Raw genomic sequence first — 22433 nt, forward strand, 5'->3', positions numbered from 1 at the left:
ATACAGGAATTAAAATCCGCAATTTGTAGAATTATACATTTTTCCGGCTGACTCTCCAAGTTGACTGGCTTTTTCCCAATCTTCACAAGCAGAAGACATATCACGCAACATTTCATTTGCCATTCCCCGGTTTACATAAGCCGATCCATATTCTTTGTTTAGTTGGATGGCTTTGTCTGCATACTCCTTAGACTTTGCGTAGTCCTTTTTCTTAAACATCAAAGCAGAAAGATTAGAATACGCAGGAACATAATCTTTCTTGATAGATAACGCTTTTTCAAAATCAGACTTTGCATCATCTAATCTTCCCTGCTCCATTTGCGTTGCTCCTCTATTATTCAACGCAAGGTAAAAGTTAGCATCAATACTAAGCGCCCGGTTAAAAGCTGCCATAGCACCCGAATAATCCTTCATATTCTTTTTTGTTGTTCCCAGATTATTCAGGACAAAAACAAGGTTTGGGTTCTTCTTTAACGCAAGATCATACTGCGCAACAGCTTTTGCATATTCACCTTTCATTCGATAGCAACTTCCTTTATCATTGTAAGCATACGCGAAATCAGGTTTAAGTTCAATCGTTTTATCAAACATGGTAATCGCACCATCGTAGTCCTGCTGAAGAAAACGGAGGGTTGCGTAATTATACCACGCCTTATCATCTTTCGGGTTTAAGCCTACTGATTTTTCATAATCCTTCTCTGCTTCTGAGTATTTATTTTTCCCCTGATAAGCTCTTCCCCGCTGGAAATACGCTTTTGTGTACCCGGGATCTTTCTCAACCAATGCATTCAATGTTTTTACTGCATCATCATATTTACCGGCCTCATTCTCTGCAACAGCTTTATTATAATACGCTGCCGTAAAATTCGGATCTGCACTAACAGATTTGGCAAACTCTTTTATCGCCTCTGAATATTGTTTTTTCTCAAAAAAAGAAATCCCTTTGTTATAGGCTTCCTGTGACTGAGCAATAGCGGCATTTGTTTCGTTCAATGCAGTAATAGAATCCCGGTAGGCCTGTTCCCTGGGGGTCAGCTCAACTTCCTGTCCTCCCTGAGCGTACCCCATCTGTCCGAATGCCAAAACGGCTCCGAACATCAGCAAATTTTTTCTCTTCACATCAGTAGTTTTTAGTTCGTATTTATTTCCGTGGGATTATAAAAATAAGAGAATAATTTAAAAACGGGAGATTAAGTTTTCAACAGGAACAGCTATTTCACACATTGAGGTTTTGAAAAGTAAATTCTTAATAAGAATTAGTTGACAACCTCATTTTCCTTCTTCGTTCCTCCTATTTTTGTCAAAAAAAGACGTTTATGTTCCAACAAGACACAAAGCTTCAGCCCTATAACACTTTTGGATTAAATGTGACTGCAAAGTATTTTGCTTCTTTTGACTCAACAGACAGGCTCCGTCTTTTGTTACAGAACCTACCGACGGAAAACTTCCTTATCCTCGGCGGTGGTAGTAATTTACTTTTTACCCAATCTTACAATGGAACTGTACTTCGCAATGAAGTGAAAGGGATTGAAAAAGTAAGAGAAGATGAAGACTTTGTGTATGTAAAAGCAGGAGGCGGTGAAGTTTGGCACAATTTTGTTCTTTACACTATTGATAAAGGGTGGGGAGGGATCGAAAATTTGTCTCTTATCCCCGGGAGTGTAGGGGCAAGCCCTATGCAAAACATAGGAGCGTATGGTGTGGAAATTAAAGATGTTTTTGAGGAATTGGAAGCCTATCATATACCTACCGGTGAGATCCATACTTTTACAACAGAATCCTGCCAATTTGGTTACCGCGAAAGTGTTTTTAAACGAAAACTTAAAGGTCAGTACATCTTACTCAACGTCACGTACCGCCTGTCCAAAAAACCTATTGTCAATACCCGGTACGGTGCTATTACTGATGAATTACAAAAAGCAGGCATAACTTCCCCTACTATAAAAGATGTAAGTGATGCTGTAATACGTATCCGGCAAAGTAAGCTGCCCAATCCTGCAGAGATCGGGAATGCGGGGAGCTTCTTTAAAAACCCTGTAGTAGAAAAGGCTATTCTGGAAAAAATTAAAGTCAAGTATCCTGAAATCCCTCTTTATCCGGTAGATGATCATTCAGTAAAAATTCCTGCGGGATGGTTAATTGAAAAAGCAGGGTGGAAAGGAAAACGTTTTGGTAATTATGGTGTCCACACGCAACAGGCTCTTGTCTTGGTCAACTATAGTGATGCCAATGGAAAAGATATATTTAATCTTTCTCAGGAGATTATTGATTCCGTAAAATCCGGCTTTGGAATTGAACTTGAAAGAGAAGTAAATATTATTTAAAAATCAGGAGTAACTTCAATTTCTATCACGTCTTTTGTCACCGGATGAACAAAACGAATCCATTCCGCATGCAGACAAAGTCGTTCAGATCGTGTTCCATACAAATCATCTCCCACGATAGGAGCTCTCAGTCCGGAATTGTGTGCAGCATGTACACGCAACTGGTGTGTTCGTCCCGTTACCGGAAAAAAATGAATTCGGGTTACGCCATTCTTTCTTTCCAGTACTTTGTATCTGGTTAAAGCGTGTTTCCCAAACTCATAACATACCAATTGATGGGGTCTGTTATCCAAATCGACACGTAAGGGCAACTCGATCTCGCCTTGTTCTTCTTTTATTTCACCTTCCAGAAGAGCGACATACCGCTTTTCTACTTTTCTTCTTATAAACTGGCTCTGCAGATGTTTATGTACCCGTTCGTTTTTTGCTGCCAGCAAAATTCCGGAGGTCGACATATCCAAACGATGCACCAATAGAGGTCCCGTTGCATCCGGATAAAGTGCCTGCAATCGTGTTAAAACCGAATCCTGAATCGTTTTTCCCGGAACTGACAAAAATTCATGCGGCTTATTTATGACGACAAGGTATTCATCTTCAAAAATGATCTCCAATTCTTTTCCCTCTGCAGGATTCTCCAACATCGGATTAGGATCTGTTTTCACTCCCTCCAACATATATCCGAGCACAGGTTCACACTTACTCCGGCAAGCCGGGTAATAATTTCCATGTACTCTCACCTCAGATTTCGGAGAAGCACCCCACCAGAATTCTGCCATACAAACAGGTTTGTACCTGTTCGCAAAAGCATATTGCAAAAGTTTGGGTGCTGCACACTCTCCTGTCCCTGCCGGAGGAGTTCCTGCAGCCGTAGGTAAAAAGATATCGATTACATTTTTCGTTTCCCCACAACCATTAAAAAAGTTGTACTGCTCAAATAACTGTTTTTGCAATTGAGAGGAGCGCTCCCTTCTCTCCTTTTTCAGCATTTCTATTTCCTGTAGAAAGTCATCCAACTTTTTCTCTGACTTCTCAATCTCCCCCTTCCAATACAGTGTCTGATCCTTTAGTATATAGTGCCCTCGGATACTTTCCTGTCGCAACTCTTCCTCGATTTCCTCTCGGGTAATTTCTGATAGCTCCTTTATCTCTTTACGACGCTGATCCCGCTGACGTTTTGCGGCCTTTAACTCGCCTTTTATTTCTTTCAGTTTTTGGTCTCTGTTTTGTGTTGTCTGCTCAAGAATCCCCTGCAGTTTTTTCAAGTATTCCGAAGTCTCCAGTAATTCAATCTCCCGGTTCAAAGCATTCAGCACCTCTTCTTCTTTTCGGAAAAAACCATCCTTCTGCAACATATCAAAAATCGGAGGAACAAAACCTTTATGTGTATTAGAGTTGGCAAGTTTTCCTGAAAAAGCAGATAAAAATCCTAATTTACCCTGTTGATTTTCCACCACCAGGACACCAAACATTTTCCCTATGACTAACCCCTCTTTTCCCGGAATAATACCAAAGTTATGATCTGATTTTACAGACAGTTCTTTCAGATACCCCTGTAATTGTTCGGCTGCTTTCTGCGCCAGTATATGCGGAACATAGTAAAAAGGATAAGTAAAACTTTCCGGTACATTTACCCCTGAAATATTTTCCCTGAATTCATGAAAACACTCATCCCTTTCTTCCATCCTGCAAATTTAGTTCAATTCAGGAAGTATTCCTCTCCCTTCAAAAAGAGTTTACGATCTGATTCCCATTTTTATTATTTTAGCGGAAGTACAATTCTAAACAGACATGATCCAACAATCCTTTGATGTTTTAAAACGTCTTCTGGAGTATAAAAAACTCTATTTATTTCTGATTCCCGGAGCCTTAATCACATTAAGCTACCTTTTTTTTCAGTGGATTTTCGGATGGTTAGACCCAACTGATTCTCTTCCGGCAGATGCCGGTTGGTGGTCTCGTCTTATGCATACGATAGAAGAATCAGGAAAATGGATCGTACATTCTTTTTATCAATTCATCATGATCACCTTACTGTCTCCAGTAATGGCTATTCTTGCAGAAAGAGCTGACAATTTCCTTTCAGGAGCTAAATTCGATGGTGGACTTACCCGTATTCTGAAAGACCTGCTACGAACAATCATGATTGTCACGACAGCCTTTTTCTTCTTTTTTATTATTTATCTGGTATGGAATATGTTTGCATGGATTGTAGGACTAGGTTTTCTGACGCCCTACATTATGTTTCTAGTCAACGCCTTTTTTATTGGATTCGCATATATGGACTACGCGTTGGAACGCTACCAGTATTCCATTGGGAAAAGCTGGCAATACGGAGTAAAAAATTCGTGGGTGATGCTTGGTTTAGGGGCTCTCTTTTCTGCTATCTTCTATATCCCTTATCTGGGAGCGTTAGCTGCACCATTTCTGATTACCCTTCTTGCCACCTCAATATGGCACGTTAAAGAAGTACAAGGTAACACACCCTCTCACAACCAGTCGCCTTCATAAGTTTACTCATCACGACCTGCCAGTTTTTTACGGTGTTCCATCCCCCATTCTGCTAATTTATCAATTACAGGAATCAGCTTTTTGCCGTACTCAGTAAGTTCATACTGTACGGTTATGGGGCGGGTATCTTTCACAACCCGACTAATCAGCATATTAATTTCCATTTCCTTCAGCGACCGGCTTAACATCTTTCCGGAAATACCATCAATATCTTCCAGAATATCCGAGTACCTCTTTTTTCCATAATACAGAGACGTCATGATGTGAATTGTCCATTTTCCTCCAAGGACATACATCGCATCATTTATTGCCATAACCTTCTTTTCACACGACCGAATCTGAACATCTTTCTTATCCATAGCAAGTTCCTTTGTTACCCAAAAGTAACTATTACTTTTTGAAATCTAGTGACAAAAGTAAACAAGAAATATTGAACTTTGCAAAAAAATAATTTTAGAATGGATTTACTAGAAGTCTTAAATTGGCGATACGCCGTTAAAAAGTATAACAAGGATTTAGTTGTGAATAATGAGAAATTGCAAGAGATTATTCAGGCAATTTCACTATCCGCTTCCTCAACGGGGTTACAACCGTATCGTGTATTCCTAATTAACAACTCTGAAATAAAGCAAGAGTTAGCTAAAAGTTCCTTCAACTCACAAATAGCAGAAGCTCCCCATTTATTAGTATTCGCCGCATTTGACTCGATTTCAAAAGAACAAATCGGTGCTATGATTCGTCTCATGGCAACAGAGAGAAATATTCCAGAGGAACAATTAGCCGATTACAAAAATGCGCTTGAAGCAACACTTCTAACCCGAAGTAATGAAGAAAACTTTAACTGGTCTGCAAAACAAGCCTATATTGCTTTGGGAACAGCGATGATCGCAGCCGCGAATCTCCATATAGATGCTACTCCTATGGAAGGTTTTGATCCTGCGAAACTGGATGAGTTGTTACAACTAAAGAAAAAAGGACTAAAAAGTGTTTTACTTCTCTCTTTGGGATACCGGGACGAAGAAAATGATTTTCTTGCCAAGCAAAAGAAAGTCCGGTTACCCATCGAAGAATTTGTTACTGAAATTCATTAAAGAATAGTTCATCGTTATCTGTTAAAACAAACGCAATAGTATTCCCCGTTTTGTATATCTTTATCACTCTATTGCGTTTGTTTTAGGATAATGGATATTAAATTCACAAGGCTGACTGAAGTATCATCGACAGCGATTATCGAACTGATGAACCACCCGTTAGTACGCCGTCAGATGCCTTTACTCACTAATACCTTCACAGAAAAAGACTATACTGATTTCATCTTAAAAAAAGAAGAGTTATGGTCTGATTACGGTTATGGTCCATGGGCATTTACAGTTCAGGAAAGATTCATTGGCTGGGGAGGATTACAGCCTGAAAACACCAATACAGAAATAGCGCTTGTTTTACACCCTGACTTTTGGGGATACGGAAACGAGATCTACAAACGAATTATTGATTATGCCTTTAATGATCTCTGCTTAACCTCCATTACTCTTTTATTTCCTACCACGAGAACAAACGTTAACGGTCTATCTCGACTAGGATTTAAACAAGAAAGTATAATTATCATCGAAGGTTTAGAATTTATTCGATATCGCATAATGAATAGGCGAAAAGACACATTTCTATAAAAAAATGGATCAGAAATTAAATTATGGTATTCAAACAGTTGAAAGGCTCTCCTCTTCCCGCTCTGAAATAAAAAAACTCTATCCTTATAACAAAGTTGTCCTTCTGAAAAAAGGTAGTAAACTACTCATAGATTTCGACTGGTATATATGCAAAAGCGATACCGTTTATTTTATTAATCCGAACCAGCACTTTACATTTCAGGACTCAAATGGAGTACTTCTGTTCTTTGACCCTGATTTTTATTGTATTGAAATACATGATAACGAATTAGCTTGCGACGGAATCCTATATAGTAATGTATTCTCAACTACCTCTATCCCTCTCACTGAAACAGTAGGGTCAAAAGTTCAATTTATACTCCAGGAAATTCAGTCGGAAATGCAATCAAAAGATTTCTGGACAAATGAAAAAATCAGGCTGTTGATAAAGTATATTATTATTGAATGTACAAGAGAATGGGTGAAATTAGAAGGGAATAAACTGCCCCAGCTAACACGTGAACAAGAAATATCCAGACAGTTTAGTGTACTTGTTGACAAATATCATTGTCAAATTCACAACATTCATAAATATGCTGAAAAAATGAACCTCAGTACAAAAACACTTCACAAGTACATTTCTACAAATTATGGGACTTCTCCTGGATGTATTTTAGCAAAAAAAATTATTCTTGAAGCAAAAAAACTTCTTGTTCATACTACTTTAAGCGTAAAAGAAATAGCTTTTAAGCTCGGTTATAGTGACGCTTCCTATTTCAATAGGTATTTCAAACAACAAACTCAATCAACTCCCCTTCAGTTTAGAAAAGCATATCAGGAACGTTATAAATAGTATTCTTCTGATGAAGAGATAAAAGTCCAGTAAACTCTCTTTTATCTACCATTTTATCCAATACTGTTCACTTAGTTTTGCATCAAACTAAAATATATCAATATGCAAGCTAATATTCGTGCTCACTGGAAAGGAAGTCTAAAGACAGGTAAAGGGCATTTTACTTCCAAGAACCCCTTGCTTCATGAAACCGGATATCACTTTTCGGAACAACACCCCAACAAAAGGACAAGTGTACCTGAAGAATTTCTTGCCGCAGCCCATACTGCATGTTTTAACATGACTTTTGCAATGATTTTGTCACAAAATGGACTTGAAGCCAACTTTATCACAACGGAATGCACTATCACTTACAGTGGAGATCAAGTCAGTCATGCTACATTACATGTAAACGCGAGTATTTCTGATATATCTCAGGATGAGTTTACTAGACTGATTAAAGAAGCAAAAGAATTGTGTCCGATCGGAAGAGCTTTTAACTATCCAGTTTCAATTACCTCTGAACTTTTTTCACACTCACAAAATGAATAATTGGACTACCGATTTATCCTGAAACTGGATGACAAACAACGCTTTCTTCCATTCTACTTTTGACATCAGTTAAAATTTGCAGAATTATGAAACATACAATTAAAAAAGCAAGTCTGGAAGATCTTGAGGAGGCAGCAGATCTGTTCAATCAATACCGGGTCTTCTACCGACAGGAATCAAATTATGAAAAAGGGAGAAGTTTTTTAAAAGAACGGCTTCTCAATAATGAATCAGACATTTTTCTGGCTTTTACAGACGGAAAAGCTGTAGGGTTTGTTCAACTCTATAAGTTATTTCACTATATCAAACTACAAAAACAATGGTTGTTGAGTGATTTATTTGTCCACCCCGACTATCGTGGAAAAGGAATCTCCGTTTCATTAATTGACACGAGTAAACAATGGTGCATAGAAACAGATGCATGTGGATTAATGCTGGAAACAGAAAAAACAAATTTGGTTGGAAACAATTTGTATCCCCGATGCGGTTTCGAAGTGGATGAATTACACAATTACTATCATTGGTGGAAATAAAAAGCAGGAGGGAATGAGACTCTATCCCTCCTGCTTTTTTATATGCTAATAAACCGACATAATATCTGTAACACTAGTTACATTTCGCCCCTGTTATCCTTCCTAACTTTGCACTTCACAAAAACACAAAGCAATATGTTAAAAAGAGTCATTGTATTATTCATCGGGATCACCTCTTTATCTGTTTCCTCCTTCGCACAGGAGCAAACAAACACTATTTCCACAAAAACAGTTAAAACCCTTAGTAAAACTCCGGATTATGCGATGGGGGTATCGACTGAGAAACATCTCAAAGCAGCTATTCAACTCTTTCATCAGTTTGAAACCAGCGGAGTCACTGTCAATAACTTCGAAATTGTAGTTTGGGGCAAAGTTGTTTCTGAGTTAAAAAACGGTGGAGAATTGGCTGAACTAATTAGCAAACAGGTAAAAGGTAAACTAAAGATCACTATTTGTAATGTTGCATTAAACTTTTTTGATATGACCGGGTCGGACATTCCGGATAACGTAGAAATAATACCTAATGCATATATCCGCATGTATGAACTAAATGCTCTTGGTTACAATACCTTTATTCCTTAAAGATTAGTACTCTATGCTTGTCGGTCAGATATTAGAACCGACAAGCATTAAATAATATCCTCCTAACCAAACACTTAACCATCTCTTTTTTTTTGCAATTGCCTACTAGAAATAAATGACGTATTTTTGCTCTGTGTAATACCTATTTTTACTCACGGCTCAATGATCAAAATACGAATAACTTTATTATTCCTTTTCCTTTTAACCTTAGGTTCTTACTACAGTCAACTTCCCTGTGGACAAAGTATAAATTTCAATACGTGGACACAGGAAGGCGCTAGTTCAAGTGGACAATGGGACGTTACTCCATCAGGAGATGCCGTTGAGCAGAACATTAATGGGACCGGGACATGGTTCGTAAGTCCTAATAATTTTTTTAATATTTTGATTCAAGGCTCTATTCAGGTCAATACAGCTAATGACGACGATCTCGTTGGTTTCGTTTTTGGATACCAAAGCCCGTTTGGTTCTCTTACCTCACCAACAAACACATACGTAAAATCCTTTGTTTTTGACTGGAAACAAAGCACACAAAACTTTATGGGACTGACCAGTTTCGAAGGCTTCGCTCTTTACGAAGTTGATGGATTATTTGACTTCACAAACATAGTTGGTTCAGGAGGAGGAGTTGTTTATCCGGAGTTATGGGAGAGAGTAAACTCTCCAACAGTAACCGTTCTTGACACGGACTACGGAAATAATGGATGGAATGATTTTCAACAATATAATTTCCAGCTTAAGTATACGGCCGACTCAATAATTATCTGGATAGATGGAAACAAAATATTTGAAGAAACCGGATGTTTTGAACCAGGTCGATTTGGATTTTACAACCATTCTCAAGATGATGTTATTTACTCTAATTTCTCCTATACATTTGACTATGACTTCAGTATTTCTGATACGATAATCTGTATTAATGATGTTGCGGATTTCTTAATTGGTTCAGGTTGTCTCAATTATTTTCCGGCATCAACAACATTTGATTGGGATTTTGGTGATGGAAATACACATCAGGGCATCAACCCATCACACCAATATACAACACCTGGGCTCTACAATGTTCAACTACTTTCTGTGGACTCCCTGGGCTGTTCAAGCTCAGCTGTTCATAGTTTGGAAGTACTTCCTCCTCTTTCGATTAATGCAGGAGTTAATGATACTATCTGCGGTTTAACCTACCAGTTAAACGCAACTACTCCTTCAGGAAACTGGACAGGTTCTTCAGACGTACTATTTGACGCTCCTAACTCTCCAAACTCTTCTGTAACTGTTCCTTCCGCCGGATTATATACTTTTACATGGACTGCATACAACGCAGGAGGATGCGCTTATTCGGACAGTGTATCTATTCTTTTTGATACACTAACACTTTCTTCGTCAATTCTTTCACCTACATGTTATAATGAACATAATGGAGAAATTAGCATTTCACCCACCGGAGGACAACCTCCTTATTCATTTCAATGGGATAATAATGCTAATAATCAAACGACCAATCCGGCAACTTCCCTTTCAGCAGGAAATTATTCTGTTTCAGTAACAGATTTACTTGGTTGTTCCGTAGACTCCACGTTTCAACTCACAGCTCCCTCACAATTTAACTTTTCTGTATCTATTACGCCTTCGGAATGTCATATTAACAATGGAGTAATCAGTATAGATAATCTTAATGGGGGGAGTCCTCCTTATTATTTTGATTGGGGAAATGGATTCAATACAAATCCTATTAACTCTAATCTCATTAATGGTAGCTACTCCGTTACGATACAAGATGACAATGGATGTGATACAACAATTAATGCCGTTATTCCTACAAATTTGTTTACTGCTCAGATAGACTCAATACGACATGTTAGTTGCTATGGAGACTCTACTGGGGTTATTAGTGTATCAGGTCCTGTTTCAACAGAAACATATACCTACACATGGAGTAACCTTTCAGGAAATCCAACCACTCATACCGTTTCCGATTTAGCTTCCGGCACTTATAATGTTATCGTTTCTTCAATAGACGGAAGATGTTCCGATACATTACAAATTATAATTAACGAGCCCCAGCCCATGGTATTAGTCACCTCTCCAGACACGATAATCTGTCAGACAATGACTGTACCTCTTTATTCCTCGGCAAGTGGAGGAACTCCCCCTTATACTTACCTGTGGGACAATAATCTTGGAAACGGCTCTTCACACACTGTATCTCCGGATCATACAACTATTTATCAAGTCACTGCAATTGATAATAATGGATGTTCAGAGTCAGACTCTTCTATCGTATTTATTGTAACTACACCGGATATCGTATTCTCTGTAGATACAACTGTACAATGCTTTTCTCCCAATAATCAGTTTGTTTTCTATAATCAAACACCACATACAACCACAACAAATTGGAATTTTGGAGATCAAACCGGAGGAATCGGGGATACTACTCTCCACTCTTATTCGACTCCGGGAATATATAGTGTAACACTTACAGTTGTAGATACTAATGGCTGCTTTTCATCCAAAACAGACACCAATATGGTCAGAGTTATTGCTAATCCTGTTGCTAATTTCGAAATAACTCCAAATCCTGTTAGTATTCTTCCTCCCACAGTATATTTTATAGACTTATCTGAAGGAAATCAAATCAATTCTTGGAACTGGTATTATGATACAACTTTTTTCAGTCAGGAGAAGAATCCCAAGCATACATTTTCCGATGCTGTTAATCAATATATGACCCAGTTGATCATTGAAGATCTATTTGGCTGTAAAGATTCTATTACCAAACTACTCTTTATTGAAGAGTCAATCAGTATTTATGCTCCTAATACGTTTACTCCGGATGCAAATAAATTTAATGAAACCTGGCAAATTTATGCAAACGGAATAGATAGTAATTCAGTTAAAATACAGCTATTCAACAGATGGGGCGAAATTATCTGGGAATCAAATAATATACATGTCCCCTGGGATGGCACATATGCCGGCACCCCGGTTCCTGACGGTACTTACATTTGGACTTTACAAGTAAAAAGCAACTCCTCGGACAAAGTCTATCAGCGCACCGGTCACGTAAATGTTCTAAGGTAACTTATCCGTTTCTATACCCACTAGTAACAATTGTCACAACTCACCATCTTATTTTACACGAAATTTGTATCTTTTATAAGATATGCAGCAGATAAAACTCGGATTAAGAGAAAACTGGAAACAATTCACCTTACTGGTTATTGTTAATGCTTTTGTTGGTGGTATGGTTGGAATGGAGCGATCGATTTTACCACAAATCGCCGAGCAGGAATTTGCTATTGCTGCTAAAACTGCCATACTTTCTTTTATTATTGTTTTTGGAATTGTTAAAGCCATAACTAATTATTACACGGGAGTTTTAGCGAATAAATTCGGGCGTAAGAATTTATTGATTGCCGGTTGGATTATTGCCATTCCAATTCCTTTTCTACTCATGTATGCTCAAAACTGGAACTGGATTATAGCGGCTAACGTTTTACTAGGTATAAACCAGGGGCTTGCATGGAGTTCTACCGTAGTGATGAAGATCGATCTTGTCGGCGAAAAACAAAGAGGGTTTGCCATGGGGCTCAATGAGTTTGCCGGGTATATTGCTGTTGCTGTAGTAGCTTTTCTCACAGGTTGGATAGCTTCTGAATTCGGAGTTCGCCCCTACCCTTTTTACATTGGTATCGGATTAGTTATTCTTGGTCTATTTACCAGTCTCCTATTTATTAGGGATACACGACATCATGTCAATGCAGAAACAAAAAACAATACTGTTCCACTATTGAAAAATGTATTCTGGGATACTACCTGGCGGGATAAAAACTTAGGATCTGTCTCTCAGGCTGGAATGATTAACAACCTGAATGATGGAATGGCATGGGGTATTTTTCCGATTCTTTTAAGTAGCAAAGGATTTTCGCTTGAAGAAATCGGTATCATCGTATCTGTTTACCCAGCTGTCTGGGGATTAGGTCAGTTATTTACAGGAAAAATGGCTGATAAGTTTTGTAAAAAGAACATGTTGTTTATCGGTATGTCATTACAAGCCATCGCTTTACTGTTCTTTGCCGGAGCTACCTCTTTTACACACTATATTATTCTGTCTGCCATTCTTGGGTGGGGTACCGCTATGGTATACCCGACTTTCCTGGCAACAGTAGCTGAAAACACACATCCTAAAGACAGAGCCAAAAGTATTGGCGTCTTCCGACTATGGCGAGATCTCGGCTATGCTATTGGAGCAATATTAACCGGAATAATTGCTGATACCTTCGGGATTTTATCTTCCATTCTCTTTATTGCTTTTCTTACATTTATTTCTTCGGGGATCATTCTTTTCAGAATGCAATGTCGTCAAAAACATCACGTAACAATCTGAAAACAAATCGACTTATCACAGCTATCAGATCAGGTTAACAAATCATTAAACCTACTCTCTTCTCATAATTTAGAATCATTATTAAAAGTAATTGTTCTAACTTTGTACTAATGAGATCGTGGTTTATTATACCTATAATGACCTTACTGGTTCTTCAGTCTATCAATCTGAATTTGGTGGATCTGGTTAAAATTCCTGTTCTCATTGAGCACTACAACAAACATCAGGAGAAATACGGAGATGATTTTTTCTCTTTTCTTGATAAGCACTACGGACACGACAAGGAAGAACACAATACTGAGCATTCAGAACATCAAGATCTTCCTTTTCACCACTCATTACAATTCTTAACTGGTGTAGAATGGCAACATCCACCTGTATTTATCTGGAAGCATTCTTTCGTATTTGAATCTTCGCATTATTTTGTTTACAAAGCACCTCACAGTGCGAGTGCTGCTATATCTATTAATCAACCACCCCGGACAACCTGTTAGAAAAAGAATTTAGTTATTCATTTTTTATCAGGTAAAACATGTTATTATCAATTATACGTTCCAGTGTAAGGAACAAATTTATCGTACTTCTTTTCACTATTTTTATAATAGGATATGGTATCTATTCTATTTTTCAGATTCCGGTCGGTGCCGTACCGGATGTAACCAATAATCAGGTTCAGGTTCTGACGACATCCAGGAATCTGTCTACGTTGGATATTGAGCAATTTATTACGTATCCTATTGAACTGGAAATGGCAAACCTCCCTGGAATTCAGGAAATCCGCTCCGTTTCCAAATTCGGCTTGTCCGTCGTAACACTTGTCTTTGATGACAAAATGGGGACTTACTTACCCCGTCAGCTTATTGCTGAAAAGATTAAATCAGCCACAGAAAAAATCCCCCCGGAATTTGGCTCACCTGAAATGGGTCCTATTACGACCGGACTCGGAGAGATCTATCAGTATACGCTGGAAGTTGAAAACGAATTTAAAGACAACTACTCTTTAACTGATCTCCGTACTATTCAGGACTGGATTGTAAAACGGCAACTTGCGGGAATTCAGGGAGTCGTAGAAGTCAACACATGGGGCGGTTATCTTAAGCAATACGAAGTTGCCATACGAACAGAAGACCTGAATGCCGCAGGAGTGACTATTTCCGAATTGTTCAGTGCTCTCGAAAATAATAATGGAATTGCCGGAGGAAGTTATATCCAACGGGAAGGACAGGCATATTTTATACGTGGTGAAGGACTCATCGGAAGTATGGAGGATATTCGGAACACAGTTGTTGCTGTACGAAATACAACCCCTATACTGGTAAAAGACATAGCCGAAGTACGAATTGGTCATGCCCCAAGATTCGGAGCTGTAACCGGAAACGGAGAAGGTGAAAAAGTACTCGGACAAATCATGATGTTAAAGGGAGCCAACTCCGAAAAGGTCATCTCTGAAGTTAAAAATCGTGTAGAAAAGGTACAACAATCACTTCCTCCGGGTGTTTATATTCATCCTTTTCTGGATCGCAGCGACCTGGTAGAAAAAACTATATCTACTGTTATTGAAAATCTCGTAATTGGTTTTCTGATTGTCGCTGTTATCGTTATCCTTTTAATCGGAAATTTCCGAGCAGGGATGATCATAGCATCCGTGATTCCAATTTGTTTTCTGATCGCACTTTCCCTCATGCACATCTTCCAGATTGACGTAAATCTTATGAGTATGGGAGCATTAGATTTTGGGATTATCATTGACGGTGCTGTGATTATTGTTGAATTTGTAGCCCTTCAATTATTCCGAAAGTCAGGTGAATTTAAGAATCTTTCTGTTCCGGAACTTCGTTCTCTCCGGGACTCCATCACTATTGAGGGCACAACAAGAATGATGAAATCCGCCATATTCGGTCAGCTGATTATTATTATTGTTTTTATTCCCATATTATCACTGGGTGGTGTCGAAGGTAAAATGTTTATTCCAATGGCACTGACATTTATTTTTGCCATTATTGCTGCCATACTTGTCTGCCTGACCTATGTACCTGTAATGGCTTCCATTTTTCTGAGTACGAAAGAACAACCCCGTTTTGCCATTTCAAGAAAAATAATGGATTTTCTGGACAAACTTTATGTTCCTGTTCTAAAGACTGCTTTGAATAAGAAAAAAACGGTTCTTCTGGTAAGTTTGGCTGTTGTGGTATCTGGGATCTTTCTATTCAGACAAATGGGTGGTGAGTTTATTCCGCAACTTGACGAAGGTGATTTTGTTATTCAACCTGTTATGAAAACAGGAAAATCACTTGATGATGTCATTGCCACAACGACAAAAATGGAGAAAATACTACTGGATAAATTTCCTGAAGTAAAAACAGTAGTGACAAGAATCGGAGCGGCGGAGGTACCGACAGATCCCATGTCTATGGAAGAGACCGATGTGATGGTAATGTTACACCCTAAATCAGAATGGGTAACTGCCGACACGAAGGATGGACTAGCCTCGGCAATTGAAAAAGAGTTAAAAAAGATTCCCGGAGTCGAAATTGAATTCACGCAACCTATTGAAATGCGCTTCAATGAATTGATTACCGGCGTCCGTTCTGATATTGCCATCAAGCTTTTCGGGAATGATTTAGATGTTCTTCAACGCAAGGGACAAGAGATAAAATCGCTCATTCAACATATAGAAGGCGCGGCCGATATCGTTGTTGAAAAGGTAACTGGTTTACCTCAGCTTTCTGTCCGTTATAATCGGGAAAGCCTTGCCGCACATGGCTTACAAATTGCCGATATAAATTCACTGGTTGCTCTTGCTTTTGCTGGTAAAAACTCAGGTGTGATTTTTGAAAAAGAAAAACGATTTGATCTTGTAATCCGGTTAAGTGAAGACAAACGAAAGGGAATTGAAGATCTGAAAAACTTACTGGTAGACACGCCTAAAGGCACTAAAATTCCCCTTCGGGAACTGGCGGACATCCAAATTACAGAAGGACCTGCCAAAATTTCCCGCGACGAGACCAATCGGCGGATTGTTGTAGGAGTTAATGTCCGCAATAGTGATCTCCAAACAGTTGTAGACCAAATTCAAAAAACACTGGATGAAAAATTATCGATTCCTCCCGGTTATCGAATTACCTATGGAGGTCAGTTTGAAAATTATCAACGTGCCACTAATCGGTTATTATTAGCTGTTCCTGTTTCTTTAATTCTGATCTTCCTCATGCTCTATTTCGCATTCAAATCAGTTACGGAAGCTCTGCTGATTTATACCGCTATTCCAATTGCAGCCATGGGAGGCATCTTCCTTTTATGGGCACGTGATATGCCGTTTAGTATATCAGCAGGAGTCGGTTTTATTGCTCTTTTTGGAGTAGCTGTTCTCAATGGAATTGTACTTCTTGAGCACTACAAAACATTTGATTTTTCAGGTGGTGCTACTTCGATAAAAAACTTAATTATTGAAGGGGCCCGCGACCGATTATTACCGGTTATGCTTACTGCCAGCACAACCGCTTTAGGATTTCTTCCTATGGCTATCTCTACCGGAGCGGGTGCAGAAGTACAACGCCCTGTTGCTACAGTTGTCATTGGCGGCTTAATTACTTCTACACTTTTAACACTGGTTGTACTTCCGGTGTTCTACTCTATTCTAAAACAAAGACAAATCACAGCAAAAGGTACCAGAATGAAAACTACACTCGTATTACTCTTGCTATTCAGTCCTATGACGCACGCACAGTTACCTGAAATGGATCTGGATCAGTTAAAGCAAATGGCTCTGGAAAATAATCGTGAGATTAAATCGAATCAGTTAAACATAGAAGCCAATCGCCTGTTAATTCGTTCTGCCTTCACATTTTCACCTACCGAAATTTATCAGGCTTTTGATCAGAATGATCTGGCTCTGAACGGTCTTCCTAATTACAAATTTGGTCTGCAACAGGATTTTGCATTCCCTACAAGTTATGGCAGTCGTAAACATTTAACCGAGTCGCGCTATCATCTTGCCAGTCAGGAATACAAGTTTCTGACAGCACTTATTTTTCAGGAAATAACCCGCAAGTACTATCAGGTAAACTACCTGCATAGCAAAGAACGGATTTTACGTGAACTGAATACTTCTTATGAGAATTTCACACAACTTGCCCGACAACGCTTTGAAGCAGGAGAAACTAATAGTCTGGAGAGTTCATTAGCCACAGCCCGACATCAGAAAGTACAAACGGAACTCCGTTCTGTATCTCTCGAACTTAAAGCTGCATACGAGGAATTGTACAGCCTAACCCAGTCTCCTTCGGAATTTAGTATAAAAGAAACAAAATATGCGCGGTTCCAAACTACTGAAAACGATACGCTGACCGCATCGGGAAAAGACGTTGTTCAACTTCAGAAAACAGTTTCTGTCAATGAATATAAGGTACAGAAACAGCAATTTCTTCCCGGAATAAGTATGGAATATTTTGCAGGAACAAACCGGGGAATCAATCAATTTCTTCACGGATACCAAATCGGGTTAAAAATTCCGTTGCTATTTGGTGGGGATAAAGCTCAGGTCAAAGCCAAAGAGCTGGCTGTTCAGATGGCCGAACTCGATTATTCGAATTATACATATCGATTGGAACGTTACAAAAATCAACTTCAACAACTTTTGGAGGCACATGCACTAAAAGTAACCTATTACGAATCAGAAGGGCTCGATCTGGCGGAGAATATCCTGCACACTTCTTCCTTGAGTTATGAATTGGGAGAAATTGATTTTTTCCGCTATATCCAGAGTCTGGAAAGTGCCCAAATGATACAGCTTGAGTATCTGGATGCGCTGAATAGTTACAACCAAACTGCTATAACACTTAGTTACTTACTTCTTTAAAATCAAAAAAATGAAAATCTCATATTTATTTCCTCTGGTCCTACTTCTTGTAGCCTGTTCACAAAGTTCTCCCGAAACTCAGGAACAACAAAAAGAAGCACTCCACCTTGTCACGCTTTCGGAAGAGCAATTACAGACCAATGATTTGAAAATAGGTCCTATTGCAACACATTTCTTTAATCGCGAGATACAAACAAACGGGACTGTTGATGTTCCTCCTGCTAATCGTTTTAAGATAAGCGCCTACTTTAAGGGCTATGTGAAAGAAATCCGTGTTATTGAAGGAGATGCTGTAACTAAAGGTCAGCTCCTGGCACGCATCGAGCACCCGGACCTGTTAGAACTCCAAAAGCAATACGCTGCGACAATAAGTCGTTTTACTTATATTGAAAAAGAATACAATCGTATTCAACTACTCGAACAAAATGACGCGATCGCAAAAAAAGAACTAAATCGCATCCAAAGTGAGTTTGAGACTCTGAAAGCTGAACGCAATAATCTGGAACAACAACTGGTATTAATTCATTTACCAATATCGAAGATTGCAGAAGGTAACTTCTTCAGTAGTTATGGAATATATGCTCCCACATCCGGACAGATCACTCAGGTTAATGTTTCAAGCGGGGAGTTGGTAGGGGATGAAAAGCCCATTCTGGAAATGATCAATACAGATAAGATAAGAGTTGAACTGGAAGTTTTTGAAAAAGATATTGCCCACTTAAAGGAACAACAACCTGTTCGCTTTAGCGTTCAGGGAGACGAAACTATCCATACGGGAGTTATATTCCGAATCGGATCAGAAATAAAAACCGACAGAAGAGTCACCGTTACGGTTGATATTACGGATTCAAAATCGCTTGTTCTTAAAACAGGTGCGTATGTATCTGCCAATATTATTCTTGATCAAAAACAGCTGCCTGCTCTTCCTGGCTCGGCGATTGTCAAAAAGGGAGAACAATACTTTGCATTGCTTCTGACCCGAGAGGAAGATCAATACTACTACTTTAAGCAGGTGAAAGTTCCGGTGACATTAACAAACGGCAACTGGTATGGAATTGATCCGGAGCAAATTGACACGTCAGCTCAATTTCTCCTGAATGGTGCATTCGATCTTGTCTATTAAAAATAGGCTGCGTAACAAAAGTCACTTTGTCAGTAGTTAATTATCAATATCTTGATCAAAAAAACTATGTTTAAATACTACCTACATTTATTGATTCTGATTCTGAGTACATTTTCACTACAGGCTCAGGATGAATTTGAGTATTCCGTTGAACTAACCCCAGTTATAATTCCAGGTTTACCGGGAGTACATTCTTATGCATTTGGTCAACACGAAGGCAAGTGGTTAATTTTGGGAGGACGTTTAGATGGTATTCATGCCCGACAACCCTTCAATGCCTTTCCGGCATCACAAAACAACAATGAAATTTTTGTGATAGATGCAGCAAGTCAACAATTCTGGACAGCTCCTTTAGCTATTTTACCTACAGGTATTGCCGAACAGTTGCAGTCTACCAATATGAATTTTTATCAGGATGCAGATACCTTATATATCATTGGTGGCTACTCTTTTTCTGCCAGCACCAATGATCATATCACCCATGATAAGATGACTTCTATCCTTGTTTCTGCCACCATTGATGCTGTTATTAACGGAAGTTCATACACCGATTATTTTAAACAGATTACAGATCCCATATTTGCTAATACTGGTGGACAAATGGGGAAAATCGGAACCTTCTTTTACCTCATCGGTGGACAACGATTTGACGGCAGATACAACCCGATGAACAACCCTACCTTTACCCAAACCTATCATACGATGGTTCAGAAATTTAAAATCAATAATAGCGGACAGTTATCTTTCTCCGATTACTCATCGGTAAGTGATCCGATACACCTGCGCAGACGGGATTATAATCTGTTACCCCAACGATTCCCAGACGGAACAGAGGGATATATGATTTCCTCCGGAGTATTTCAGCAAGATACGGATCTTCCTTTTCTATACCCTGTTTATATCACGGAAAACGGCTATACGGCTGTTACAGAATTTAATCAGTACTTGAGTAATTATCACAGTGCTACTGCATCTCTTTATTCCGTTTCCAATACCACTGCTCATAATTTATTCTTCGGCGGAATTAGTCAATATTACTACGAAAACGGACAACTCATTCAGGACGATCTCGTTCCCTTTGTGAAAACAATCAGTAGAGTCAGCCGATCTTCGGATGGTACCCTGACTGAGTTTAAGCTCCCTGTTGAAATGCCGGGTCTCAAAGGAGCCGGGGCAGAGTTTATTCCGGCAGAATCAGCGCCTTATTCAGAAAAGGAAATTCTCCTGATCGATCAGCTAACGGAGGATGAAACGGTAATAGGGCACATTTATGGTGGCATAGAAAGTTCTTCCTTAAATCCTTTTTCTGAGAACAGTGTAAATCAGACACTGGCCGATCCTATTATTTATGCTGTCACATTGATAAAAACTCCTGATCTCGGAACAGAGGAAATTCATGGAAATAATCCTTTCAGTATGTCTGTTTTCCCTAATCCGGTTAAAGATCAATTCAAAGTAGAAATAGACTTACAGTATGCCACATCTACAAGATATTTCATTTATACCATGGAAGGACAAATGATTCAGGAAGGTCAATTTGATCAATCAAAAAATGGACTACATACGGAAACAATAAAACTGAAAAGAACAAAAAATAACCAGACGGTCAATTTTGTTGTAGTAGTTGACGGGAAGTACTTTTTATCCGAAAAAATAGTATTGCACTAAATATAATCCAATAAAAAAGCAGGTAATATATTACCTGCTTTTTTATATACAGTTGACTCTGTAATTACTTCACAAACTCTGTAATTGTCTTTTCAATAATAGCAACGCATTCCATCAGTTGTTCTTCAGTCATTACCAATGGCGGAGCGAAACGGATGATGTTTCCATGTGTAGGTTTTGCCAAAAGACCGTTATCTCTTAAAGAAAGACACAATCTCCATGCTGTATCGCTATCCGGTGTATCATTCACAATAATTGCATTCAGTAATCCTTTTCCTCTCACTTTAACTACTAAGTCAGAGCTTTCAATGATACGATTCATTTCCTTACGGAAAAGCTCTCCTAATCGCATCGCGTTTTCTGAAAGTTTTTCGTCCCGGACAACTTCCAAAGCTGCAATAGCAACCTTAGCCGCAACAGGATTTCCACCAAAAGTAGATCCGTGTTGTCCCGGCTTAATGACCATCATTATTTCATCATTCGCCAGTACTGCTGAAACAGGATAATTTCCACCTGAAAGCGCTTTACCAAGAATTAAAATATCAGGTTTTACATTTTCATGATCACAGGCCAAAAGTTCTCCTGTACGTGCAATTCCTGTTTGTACTTCATCAGCTATGAAAAGTACATTGTTCTTCTTGCACAACTCCAGTGCACCTGAAAGGTATCCTTCCTGTGGAACATAAACACCTGCTTCTCCCTGAATTGGTTCTACTAAAAATGCAGCCACATTTTCCTCTTTCAAAGCATTCTCCAACGCAGATAAATCATCATACTGAATACGTATGAATCCCGGAGTATACGGTCCAAAGTTTTTTCTTGCATCCGGATCGTTAGAGAAAGATATAATTGTAGTTGTTCGTCCGTGAAAATTATTCTCACATACGATTATTTTCGCTTCATTTTCAGCTATTCCTTTCTTCTCATACGCCCATTTTCTAGCCAGCTTAATTGCTGTTTCCACAGCTTCAGCCCCTGTATTCATAGGAAGTACTTTATCAAAGCCGAAAAACTCAGTCATGAATTTTTCATACACTCCCAATGAATCATTGTAGAACGCCCGTGAAGTCAGTGCCAATGTTCCTGCCTGATCCGCCATTGCCTTAACAATCTTTGGATGACAGTGCCCCTGATTTACGGCTGAATAAGCCGATAAAAAGTCAAAATAGTGTTTACCTTCTACATCCCAAACATGTACTCCCTCACCTTTTGCCAGTACTACAGGTAATGGGTGATAGTTATGAGCTCCATGTTTGTCCTCCAGTTCCATCAATTGCGATGAGGATAATTTTTCCTGAATCATGTCCATAATTTTATGTGTTTAATGTAATCACACTCATCGCGGAGAGTGTACATCCTTTCCTACTTTTATTGGAGAGAAATCATCCGGTTAACAAAATTAGTGAAGGAAAAATGAATA

At 38.8% G+C, this 22433-nt stretch carries 18 protein-coding genes; 14 read left to right on the top strand and 4 right to left on the bottom strand.

From position 1 onward, the window contains the following. Positions 1-9: 9 nt before the first annotated feature. Positions 10-1119: a tetratricopeptide repeat protein gene (locus ABDZ97_RS15455; RefSeq protein WP_343789799.1), complete on the bottom strand. Its 1110-nt coding sequence runs from the start codon at positions 1117-1119 to the stop codon at positions 10-12. Between the two features lie 197 nt (positions 1120-1316). On the opposite strand from ABDZ97_RS15455, the gene murB reads away from it, so the two are divergent. Further along, the gene (gene murB, locus ABDZ97_RS15460; RefSeq protein WP_343789802.1) at positions 1317-2324 is read left to right on the top strand and encodes a UDP-N-acetylmuramate dehydrogenase; all 1008 of its coding nucleotides are present in this window, start codon (positions 1317-1319) and stop codon (positions 2322-2324) included. Here murB and ABDZ97_RS15465 read toward each other — a convergent pair. Next, a complete protein-coding gene (locus ABDZ97_RS15465) occupies positions 2321-4006 on the bottom strand; it encodes an RluA family pseudouridine synthase (protein ID WP_343789805.1) in 1686 nt (561 codons plus the stop codon). The two genes, murB and ABDZ97_RS15465, sit on opposite strands and share 4 nt — an antisense overlap. A gap of 106 nt (positions 4007-4112) precedes the next feature. Between ABDZ97_RS15465 and ABDZ97_RS15470 the strand changes: the two genes are divergently transcribed. Next, the gene (locus tag ABDZ97_RS15470) at positions 4113-4832 is read left to right on the top strand and encodes an EI24 domain-containing protein (protein WP_343789808.1); all 720 of its coding nucleotides are present in this window, start codon (positions 4113-4115) and stop codon (positions 4830-4832) included. Positions 4833-4834: 2 nt separating this feature from the next. Here the strand turns inward: ABDZ97_RS15470 and ABDZ97_RS15475 are convergent, their stop codons facing one another. Further along, complete coding sequence (locus ABDZ97_RS15475; RefSeq protein ID WP_343789812.1) at positions 4835-5191, bottom strand: winged helix-turn-helix transcriptional regulator; 357 nt, start codon at positions 5189-5191, stop codon at positions 4835-4837. A 99-nt stretch (positions 5192-5290) separates the two neighbouring features. On the opposite strand from ABDZ97_RS15475, the gene ABDZ97_RS15480 reads away from it, so the two are divergent. From ABDZ97_RS15480 to ABDZ97_RS15535, 12 genes are all read left to right on the top strand, one after another. Then, the gene (locus tag ABDZ97_RS15480; RefSeq protein ID WP_343789815.1) at positions 5291-5923 is read left to right on the top strand and encodes an NAD(P)H-dependent oxidoreductase; all 633 of its coding nucleotides are present in this window, start codon (positions 5291-5293) and stop codon (positions 5921-5923) included. A gap of 90 nt (positions 5924-6013) precedes the next feature. Next, positions 6014-6499 (top strand): GNAT family N-acetyltransferase, encoded by a 486-nt coding sequence (locus ABDZ97_RS15485; RefSeq protein WP_343789817.1) that lies wholly within the window; start codon positions 6014-6016, stop codon positions 6497-6499. Positions 6500-6503: 4 nt separating this feature from the next. Continuing rightward, positions 6504-7331 (top strand): AraC family transcriptional regulator, encoded by an 828-nt coding sequence (locus ABDZ97_RS15490; RefSeq protein WP_343789820.1) that lies wholly within the window; start codon positions 6504-6506, stop codon positions 7329-7331. Between the two features lie 102 nt (positions 7332-7433). After that, positions 7434-7862, top strand: a complete 429-nt coding sequence (locus ABDZ97_RS15495; RefSeq protein ID WP_343789823.1) for an OsmC family peroxiredoxin — start codon at positions 7434-7436, stop codon at positions 7860-7862. 86 nt (positions 7863-7948) lie between these two features. Further along, on the top strand, positions 7949-8395 hold the full coding sequence (locus tag ABDZ97_RS15500; RefSeq protein ID WP_343789826.1) for a GNAT family N-acetyltransferase: 447 nt from the start codon (positions 7949-7951) through the stop codon (positions 8393-8395). Positions 8396-8530: 135 nt separating this feature from the next. Further along, positions 8531-8977 (top strand): hypothetical protein, encoded by a 447-nt coding sequence (locus tag ABDZ97_RS15505; RefSeq protein WP_343789829.1) that lies wholly within the window; start codon positions 8531-8533, stop codon positions 8975-8977. 162 nt (positions 8978-9139) lie between these two features. Continuing rightward, positions 9140-12058 carry a PKD domain-containing protein gene (locus tag ABDZ97_RS15510; protein WP_343789832.1) on the top strand — a complete coding sequence of 973 codons (2919 nt, stop codon included), beginning with the start codon at positions 9140-9142 and terminating at the stop codon, positions 12056-12058. An 82-nt stretch (positions 12059-12140) separates the two neighbouring features. Further along, a complete protein-coding gene (locus ABDZ97_RS15515; protein ID WP_343789835.1) occupies positions 12141-13364 on the top strand; it encodes an MFS transporter in 1224 nt (407 codons plus the stop codon). Positions 13365-13474: 110 nt separating this feature from the next. Then, complete coding sequence (locus tag ABDZ97_RS15520; protein WP_343789838.1) at positions 13475-13858, top strand: hypothetical protein; 384 nt, start codon at positions 13475-13477, stop codon at positions 13856-13858. Between the two features lie 38 nt (positions 13859-13896). Further along, complete coding sequence (locus tag ABDZ97_RS15525; RefSeq protein ID WP_343789841.1) at positions 13897-18222, top strand: CusA/CzcA family heavy metal efflux RND transporter; 4326 nt, start codon at positions 13897-13899, stop codon at positions 18220-18222. A gap of 10 nt (positions 18223-18232) precedes the next feature. Next, positions 18233-19345, top strand: coding sequence for an efflux RND transporter periplasmic adaptor subunit (locus ABDZ97_RS15530; RefSeq protein ID WP_343789844.1), 1113 nt, complete (start codon positions 18233-18235; stop codon positions 19343-19345). A 66-nt stretch (positions 19346-19411) separates the two neighbouring features. Continuing rightward, the gene (locus ABDZ97_RS15535; RefSeq protein ID WP_343789847.1) at positions 19412-21013 is read left to right on the top strand and encodes a hypothetical protein; all 1602 of its coding nucleotides are present in this window, start codon (positions 19412-19414) and stop codon (positions 21011-21013) included. A 64-nt stretch (positions 21014-21077) separates the two neighbouring features. Here the strand turns inward: ABDZ97_RS15535 and rocD are convergent, their stop codons facing one another. After that, positions 21078-22316 (bottom strand): ornithine--oxo-acid transaminase, encoded by a 1239-nt coding sequence (rocD, locus tag ABDZ97_RS15540; protein WP_343789850.1) that lies wholly within the window; start codon positions 22314-22316, stop codon positions 21078-21080. Between the last annotated feature and the right edge of the window lie 117 nt (positions 22317-22433).

Origin of the sequence: Wandonia haliotis (assembly GCF_039523435.1) — a bacterium.
GTDB classification, from domain to species: Bacteria; Bacteroidota; Bacteroidia; order Flavobacteriales_D; family Crocinitomicaceae; genus Wandonia; species Wandonia haliotis.